At 65.6% G+C, this 8,248-nt stretch carries 8 protein-coding genes; all 8 read left to right on the top strand.

Annotation, left to right across the window (positions count from 1 at the left end):
• The first annotated feature begins 19 nt into the window (after positions 1 to 19).
• The 8 genes from EAV90_RS07865 to EAV90_RS41185 all read left to right on the top strand — a co-directional run bounded on the left by EAV90_RS07865 (position 20) and on the right by EAV90_RS41185 (position 7,769).
• Positions 20 to 1,441, top strand: a complete 1,422-nt coding sequence (locus EAV90_RS07865) for an amidase (protein WP_129143080.1) — start codon at positions 20 to 22, stop codon at positions 1,439 to 1,441.
• 278 nt (positions 1,442 to 1,719) lie between these two features.
• On the top strand, positions 1,720 to 2,670 hold the full coding sequence (locus EAV90_RS07870; protein WP_129143081.1) for an ABC transporter permease: 951 nt from the start codon (positions 1,720 to 1,722) through the stop codon (positions 2,668 to 2,670).
• On the top strand, positions 2,667 to 3,563 hold the full coding sequence (locus EAV90_RS07875) for an ABC transporter permease (RefSeq protein ID WP_430644721.1): 897 nt from the start codon (positions 2,667 to 2,669) through the stop codon (positions 3,561 to 3,563). The genes EAV90_RS07870 and EAV90_RS07875 overlap by 4 nt, the downstream gene beginning before the upstream one ends.
• A gap of 2 nt (positions 3,564 to 3,565) precedes the next feature.
• The gene (locus tag EAV90_RS07880; protein WP_164936827.1) at positions 3,566 to 4,579 is read left to right on the top strand and encodes an ABC transporter ATP-binding protein; all 1,014 of its coding nucleotides are present in this window, start codon (positions 3,566 to 3,568) and stop codon (positions 4,577 to 4,579) included.
• Complete coding sequence (locus EAV90_RS07885) at positions 4,576 to 5,580, top strand: ABC transporter ATP-binding protein (protein WP_129143083.1); 1,005 nt, start codon at positions 4,576 to 4,578, stop codon at positions 5,578 to 5,580. The genes EAV90_RS07880 and EAV90_RS07885 overlap by 4 nt, the downstream gene beginning before the upstream one ends.
• Before the next feature lie 55 nt (positions 5,581 to 5,635).
• Complete coding sequence (locus tag EAV90_RS07890; protein WP_129143084.1) at positions 5,636 to 7,132, top strand: ABC transporter substrate-binding protein; 1,497 nt, start codon at positions 5,636 to 5,638, stop codon at positions 7,130 to 7,132.
• Positions 7,133 to 7,362: 230 nt separating this feature from the next.
• On the top strand, positions 7,363 to 7,650 hold the full coding sequence (locus tag EAV90_RS40400) for a hypothetical protein (RefSeq protein ID WP_245509476.1): 288 nt from the start codon (positions 7,363 to 7,365) through the stop codon (positions 7,648 to 7,650).
• Positions 7,647 to 7,769 carry a hypothetical protein gene (locus EAV90_RS41185; RefSeq protein WP_283810447.1) on the top strand — a complete coding sequence of 41 codons (123 nt, stop codon included), beginning with the start codon at positions 7,647 to 7,649 and terminating at the stop codon, positions 7,767 to 7,769. The genes EAV90_RS40400 and EAV90_RS41185 overlap by 4 nt, the downstream gene beginning before the upstream one ends.
• Positions 7,770 to 8,248 lie beyond the last annotated feature (479 nt).

The following is an 8,248-nucleotide window of genomic DNA, read 5'->3' on the forward strand; positions in this document are numbered from 1 at the left end:
CTGATGCGAGCCTGCCACCATGAGCAACGACCTCTGTCTCCGCTCCGCAACTGAGCTGCGTAGCCTGATCGTCGCGAGGAAGCTGTCGACAGTCGAGCTCATCCGCGCCGTGCTTGCCCGCGCCGAGGCGCTCCAACCCGAATTGAACTGCTTCATCACCCTGTGCGGTGATGAGGCGATCGCAGCGGCGCGCGAAGCCGAGCGCAAGGTAATGGCGGGCGAGGAACTCGGCCTGCTGCATGGCATCCCCGTCACCGTCAAGGACATCGTCAACACGAAGGGCGTGAAGACCACCTTCGGCGCCGTTCCCTTCAAGGACAACGTGCCGACCGAGGATGCAGTCGCCGTTGCGCGGCTGCGCAGCGAGGGCGCGATCCTGATCGGCAAGACCACGACGCCGGAGTTCGGCAGCAAGTGCCTCACCGATTCACCTTTGTTCGGCCGCACCCGGAATGCCTGGGACGCCTGCCGCTCGTCCGGCGGATCCAGCGGCGGCGCGGCGGTGGCGGTGGCAAGCGGCATCGCGCCGCTGGCGATTGCGACCGACGGCGGCGGCTCGACGCGTATTCCGGCGGCCTGCAACGGCGTGGTCGGGCTGAAGCAGAGCAACGGCGTGATCCCGCACAGCCAGGCGCTGGATGTGTTCGGCAATCAGACCTACGTCACGCCGACTACCCGCACCGTGGCCGATACCGCGCTGATGATGCAGGCGATGGCGGGCGAGGATGCCTGCGATCCCTGGTCGATCGGCGTCCCCGTGCCTGACTTCATCGGCACCGCGGCCTCGCGCGGCGACCTGCGCGGCTTGAGGATCCTGTACTGCCTGACGCCGCCGGGCCGTCCGGTGTCCACTGAGGTCGCCGCCAGCTTCAAGGCGAGCCTTGATCGACTGGCGGGGTTAGGTGCCGAGCTCGAGGAGTTCTCCGGCGATGATTTCGATATCGAGCCGATCTGGCGCGCCATCAACCACACCGTCTGGCGCACGCGCTTTGCAAAGCTCGCGGCCGAGCACAAGAACGAACTGAGCGAGGCCTTCCTCAAGCAGCTCGCGCTCGCCAGCGAGGTCAGCGGCGTCGACTATCAGGAGGCGATGTTCGCGCGCACCGCGTTGTTCCGCCGCGTGCAATCGCTGCTTGCGCGCGGACACCTCTTGGCGATGCCGACGCTCACCCGAACCGCGCTGCCGATCAAGCAGGACCTCTTCGGCAGCATCGAGATCGATGGTCGGCACTACGACAGCGTCCGGCCGCACTGGTTCCCCTGGACCATGCCGTTCAACATGACCGGCCATCCCGCCATCAGCCTTCCCTGCGGCTTTGCCCGCGACGGCCTGCCGATCGGCCTCCAACTGGTCGGCCGCTTCCGGGCGGACGCAGAATTGCTGCGCGTGAGCGCATTGTTCGAGGCCTCGAGCGGCCTTCTGTCCCGCTGGCCCAGCTAGGGGCAGCTCGTGGAGACTGCATCTTCAGGGATGTGCCAGTTCGCTGTGGCTCCCGTCATCCTGAGTGCGAGTGATGGGGCGCGGAGCGCCCCATCGGGAGCCTCGAAGGATGAACGGCCGAGATGCAGCCGGGCCGTCGCCCTTCGAGGCTCGTTCTGCGTTGCAGGACGAGCACCTCAGGGTGACGGTGATAGAGCATCGGTGCGCTCGCAAAGAGCTTGCGTCCGGCGCCCAGACATGTTGATCGTGCCGCGGGTGAGCCCTGCAGCCGAGCACGCATGAGCGTCTTTGTCCTCCGACGTCTGTTGACCTTGCTGGCGACGCTGGTCGGCGCGTCGCTGATCATCTTCCTGGTGCTCGACGCGCTTCCCGGCAATGCCGCGCAGATGCTGATGGGCGCCGACGCCTCGCCCGACGCGGTTCGCGCGCTCACCGTCAAGCTCGGGCTCGATCAGCCGTTGGCCGTTCGCTACCTGCAATGGATCAAGGGCCTCGTCGTCGGCGATCTCGGGAACTCCTATGTCTACGGCACCCCAGTCGCCAGCCTGATCGCCGAACGGCTGGTGCTGACCATTCCGCTCGCGATCCTGGCGATGGCGATCACCGTGACGCTGGCGCTCTCCGCCGGCATCTACACCGCGGCCAACCACAACAAACTCGGCGATGTCGGCGTGATGTCGCTGACCCAGGTCGGCATCGCGCTGCCAAACTTCTGGTTCGCGATCCTGCTGGTGCTCTTGTTCGCTGTGCGGCTGCAGTGGCTCTCGGCGGGCGGCTTTGCCGGCTGGGAGGACGGCATCTGGCCGGGAATCAAGTCACTGCTGCTGCCGGCGGTCTCGCTTGCCGTGGTGCAGGCCGCGATCCTCGCGCGCGTCACGCGATCGGCCGTCCTCGAAGTGCTGCGCGAGGACTTCGTGCGCACCGCCCGCGCGAAGGGACTCGGCAAGCGCGAGGTGCTGTGGAGCCACGTGCTGCGCAACGCCATGATCCCCGTGATGACGGTGATGGGCCTGCAATTCGCCAATCTGCTCGCCGGCACCATCGTGATCGAGAACGTGTTCTACCTGCCGGGCCTCGGCCGGCTGATCTTCCAGTCGATCGCCAACCGCGACCTCATCGTGGTGCGCAACTGCGTGATGCTGCTCGCGGCCATGGTCGTCATCGTGAACTTCGTGGTCGATGTGCTCTACGCCTTCATCGATCCCCGCATCAAGGTCCACGACCTGTGAGTGATCCGCTCGCCACCGCAGTTGGATTGCCGACGGCCGCCCCGCCGGCGCGCCCCGCGACGGGCTTCTGGCGGAGGGCGCTGCGGCATCGCAGCTTCGTGCTCGGTGGCGTCTTGGTGCTTGCCGTGATCGGTTCTGCGCTGCTTTCTCTGGTCTGGACACCCTGGTCCCCTTACGAGATCGATATCGCCGCAAAGCTCAAGCCGCCCTCGGCGGCGCACTGGCTCGGCACCGATTCCTTCGGCCGCGACATCGTCTCGCTGCTGCTGGCGGGGGCCCGCTCCACCATCATGGTCGGCGTCATCGCCGTCAGCATCGGTCTCACCTTCGGCGTCACGCTGGGCCTGATCGGCTCGGCCCAGCGGGGCTGGATCGAAGAGATCATCATGCGCTTTTCCGACTTCACCTTCGCCTTTCCCGCCGTGCTGTCCGCGATCATGCTCGCCGCGGTCGTCGGCCCCGGTATGGTGACCTCGATCGTTGCGATCGGCATCTTCCAGATCCCGACGCTGACACGGCTGACGCGCGGCTCCGCCAATGCGATCTGGGCGCGCGAATTCGTGCTGGCCGCGCGCGCGGCGGGCAAGGGGCGCTTCCGCATCACCATCGAGCACGTGCTGCCGAACATCCTGTCGATCCTGATCGTGCAGGTCACGATCCAGTTCGCGCTGGCCATTCTCGCCGAGGCCGCGCTGTCCTATCTCGGTCTCGGCACGCAGCCGCCGCAGCCGTCCTGGGGGCGGATGTTGAACGATGCACAGATGCTGCTGTTCCAGTCGCCGATGCTCGCGGTCTATCCGGGCGCTGCAATCGCCATCGCGGTGCTCGGTCTCAATCTCCTCGGTGACGGATTGCGCGACCTGCTCGATCCCCGACTGGCGCGGGAGCGATGACGATGGACGAACGCTCCAACGTGCCGCTGATCGAAGTCGAAAATCTCGACGTCCGCCTCAACACCAGCCGCGGGCCGGCACGGGCTGTGCGCGGCGTCAGCTTCGCTCTCGAGCGTGGTGAGACCCTCGGGCTCGTCGGCGAGTCCGGCTGCGGCAAGTCGGTCACGGCATTGTCGTTGATGGGGCTGCTGCCGGACAGCGCGGCCGTCACCGGCAGCATCAAGCTGGACGGCGACGAGCTCGTCGGACTCTCGGATGCCGATTATTGCCGCCTGCGCGGCAACCGCATCAGCATGATCTTCCAGGAGCCGATGACCGCGCTCAATCCAATGCACACGATCGGCAACCAGGTCGCCGAGCCGCTGCGGCGGCATAAGAAATACTCGGCGGCGCAGGCGCGGCGCGAGACCATCGCCTTGCTCGACCGCGTCGGGCTGCCCGACCCCGCGCGGCGCGTTGACGCCTATCCGCACCAGTTCTCGGGCGGCCAGCGCCAGCGCATCACCATCGCGATGGCGCTGGCCTGCGAACCGGACCTCCTAATCGCGGATGAGCCGACTACGGCGCTCGACGTCACCATTCAGGGCCAGATCCTCGACCTCATCGCCGATCTGGTCGAGGAGCGCGGCATGTCGATGATCCTCATCTCGCACGATCTCGGCGTCATCGCCGAGAACGTGCAGCGCATGATGGTGATGTATGGCGGCACCGTCGTCGAGAGCGGGCCGACCGACGAGGTGTTCCGCCGCATGGGACATCCCTACACGCAGGGCTTGTTCCGCGCTCGACCGAAGCTCGGCGCGCGCAAGGGCACGCGGCTGAAGACGATCTCGGGCACGGTGCCGGAGCTCGCCGATCTGCCGTCCGGCTGCACCTTTTCCGATCGCTGTCCGCTCGTGATTGACCAATGTCGCGCCGCACTGCCGCCGATGGTGGATGTCGGCCCCGGCCATCTGGTGCGCTGCATCCGGACGGACGTCTCGATGGCTGAGCCTGTCGGAGCGCTGACCGCATGAGCACCGCGCCGCTTCTCGATGTCAGGGATCTCGAGCAGCGCTACACGCTGCCGCGGGAAAGCCTGTTTCGCCCGCCAGGGCAGGTGCGCGCGCTCAACGGCGTCAGCGTGCAGGTCCAGGCCGGCAAGAGCCTCGGCATCGTCGGCGAATCCGGCTCCGGCAAGTCCACCTTCGCGCGCCTTGTGATGGCGCTGGAGCGGCCGACGTCGGGCCAGGTCGCGCTGCTCGGCCGTGATCTCAATCGTATCTCGGCTGACGAACTGCGCCGCGCCCGCCGTGATTTCCAGATGGTGTTCCAGGACCCTTACGGCTCGCTTGATCCGCGTCAGACCATCGCGCGGATCGTTGCCGAGCCGCTGACCGTGATGGAAGGCGCCGACCGCACCACCTTCCGCGACCGCGTCGCGGCTGTGCTGCGCCAGGTCGGCTTGCGTGACGCCGACATGGACAAATATCCGCACGAATTCTCGGGCGGCCAGCGCCAGCGCATCGCCATTGCGCGTGCGCTGATCACGCAGCCGAAGCTGATCGTCGCCGACGAGCCGGTCTCCGCGCTCGACGTCTCCGTGCAGGCCCAGGTGCTCAACCTGATGCAGGACCTCCAGGAGCAGTTCGGCCTCAGCTACATCCTGATCAGCCACGATCTCGCCGTCGTCGACTATCTCTGCGACGAAGTCGCGGTGATGTATCTCGGCCGCATCGTCGAGCAGGGGCGCCCCGAAGATCTGTTCGAGTGCTGCGCCCATCCCTATACGCGGGCGCTCTTGGATGCGGTGCCGCGGGTGCGTGCCGGGGGTAGCCGGCGCCGGCGCGGGGCCCAGGCGATCGCCTCGCAATCGGCGGCAGCGGCCGGATGCCCCTATGCATCGCGCTGCACCCTTGCCGACCAGCATTGCCGCGAGGTTCCGCCTGCGTTACGCAAGATGGGCGAGGGGCACCTTGCCGCCTGCCACAAGGCCGAGGCCGTGATGGCGTTGCCGCAGGCGGCCGTGGAAGGTTAATGTCCGGAGCAGGATTAGCGTAGGCTTGAGAACGGAACAGGCTGGGGAGTTGCGCATGTTCAGGAAACTATCGATCGTCGCATTTGCTGCTGCGCTCGTCATGGCGCCTTTGCCGGCGCTGGCGCAGAGCAAGAAGGACAGCGTCGTCATGGCGATGGCGCTGGAGCCGCCGGGCCTCGATCCCACCAATGCCGCCGCCGCCGCGATTGCCGAGGTCACGCTCTACAACATCTATGAGACCCTGACCAAGATCAACGAGGACGGCTCGGTCTCGCCGCTGCTCGCCGAGAGCTGGACCGCTTCGCCGGATTTGAAGACCTATACGTTCAAGCTGCGCAAGGGCGTCAAATTCCAGAACGGCGAACCCTTCGATTCCGCGGCCGTGAAATTCTCGTTCGATCGCAACGCCGCGCCGAACAGCACGAACAAGGACAAAAGCCTGTTCCAGGCTTTCGAGAAGGTCGACGCACCGGATGCCGACACGATCGTGATCACGGTGAAATATTCCGAGCCGAATCTGCCGTTCCTGCTGGGGCAGGCGAGCGGCTCGATCGTCGAGCCGAAGAGCGCAGCCACCAATGTGACGCAGCCGGTTGGCACCGGGCCTTATCAGCTTGGCGCCTGGGCGAAGGGTTCTTCGATCACTCTGACCAAATGGGCCGACTACCGCAACGCTGCCGCAGTCAAGTTGTCCAAGGTGACGATCCGCTTCATCTCCGATCCGGCGGCGCAGGTGGCGGCGCTGCTGTCGGGTGACGTCGACGCCTTCCCGCGCGTCGCCGCGGCGCGCGCCTTGGCACAGTTCAAGGCCGATCCACGCTTCACAGTGCTGGTCGGCGGCTCCAGGGCCAAGACCATCCTCGCCATCAACCACCGCAAGAAGCCGCTGGATGACGTCCGCGTCCGCCGCGCCATCCTTGCCGCGATCGACCGCAAGGCGATGATCGACGGCGCCGTCGACGGCTTCGGGACGCCGATCGGCAGCTTCTACGTGCCGGGCGCGCTCGGCTACGTCGACACGACAGGCATCAATCCGTACGACCCCGAGAAGGCCAAGAAGCTGCTCACTGAAGCCGGCGTCACCACGCCGCTCGAATTGTCGCTGAAGCTGCCGCCGCCGTCCTATGCGAGGCAGGGCGGCGAGATCGCTGCCGCCCAGCTCGCCAAGGTCGGCATCGTCGCCAAAATCGAGAACGTCGAATGGGCGCAGTGGCTGTCGCAGGTGTTCGCGCCCAACGGTCCGCATAATTTCGACCTCACCATCGTCAGCCATGTCGAGCCATTCGACCTCGTCAAGATCACCGAGCCGGACTACTATCTCGGTTACAACAACGACAAGTTCAACGCGCTCTACAAGCAGATCGTCTCGACGCCGGACGAGGCTGCCCGCGCAAAGCTGCTCGGCGACGCCCAACGCATGCTCGCGACCGACGCCGTCTCCGCCTACCTGTACCAGCCGCAGCTCATCACCATCACCAGCAAGAAGCTGAAGGGCGTCTGGAAGGACGTCCCGCAATTCGAGAACGATTTCTCGACGTGGTATTGGGAGTAGGGCGGCGTCCGTTGCTGTGCCCTCTCCGCTCGTTGGAGAGGGCAGCTCCAAACAAAAATCTGAAAAACAACCCCATGCACAGTAGCCGGGTGTAGTCATTTCAATGGCTTGCGCGTTGCGTGATTGATGGTCGACGCGATGCGCCCTGACGTTGACCCGTCGGGCAAAACACTGGCATGATGGCATCGTCGGGTCTCATGGTGAGCGACGCGCCGTCAGGCGAGGCAGCCGTGCAGAAGCCATCCCGCCGCGATGCCGGCACTGCCGCGGCGGCAGTCAGCGCCGAGGCGCCGATCTCCCCAAGGCTCGATCAGGCGTCGATGAGCGATATCGCTCATGCTCTGGCCACTGGGCATGTCACGGCCACGGTGCTGGTCAAAGCCTATCTCGCGCGCATTGAGGCCTACGACCGCGACGAGCCCAAGCTCAACGCGGTACGCGCGCTCAATCCTGATGGAGTTCGCCAACATGCTCGCGATCGACATGCCCGCCGGCTATTCGTCCCTGGGCGGTCATGAAGGACCCCTATGCGCCGGCGCTGATGGACGATCGCGGCATTCCGGTGGTATCTCCGGGGGGATCGAGCTCGGCGGTCGCAGTGGCGGCCGGTCTGTGCGCGGCTTCGATCGGCACCTAGACTTCAGGCTCGCTGCTGCACCCCGCGAGCTTGAACGGCCTCGTCACCCCGGAGCCGACCGTCGGGCTGATCAGCCGTGCCGGACGCGACTGAATAAGGTGTTTGATTGGGGCGGCCGGTCGCTACCGTGGCTAAGCGGCTTGGCGCCCACGACCAAGGTCGCTGTGCTGTATGTCCCGACTTCCATTCCACACTTTCAGCGCATTGGCTGGGCTTAGCAACGCCGTTGGCTGTTGCATAAGGTTGGCCACTTCCAAGAACTTGGTCGCCAGCGCGGCATCACGTTGCGCCGCTCGGTAAAACTTCGCTAGTCATCCGTGAAGAGCGGCTAAGCGATTGAGCTGGAATCGCATTTGTGGTTGCGGGGTGTTTTAGGATTGCAGGGTTTTGATGCTTCGGGCATCGGAACCTTGCAATTTCATTTTCAGGATTCCGTCGAATCGCCAGACATGATTCGGTGGCCGCATCGGAGGTGGCGA

The sequence above is a fragment of the Bradyrhizobium vignae genome (assembly GCF_004114425.1).
In the GTDB taxonomy this organism is placed as follows: Bacteria; Pseudomonadota; Alphaproteobacteria; order Rhizobiales; family Xanthobacteraceae; genus Bradyrhizobium; species Bradyrhizobium vignae.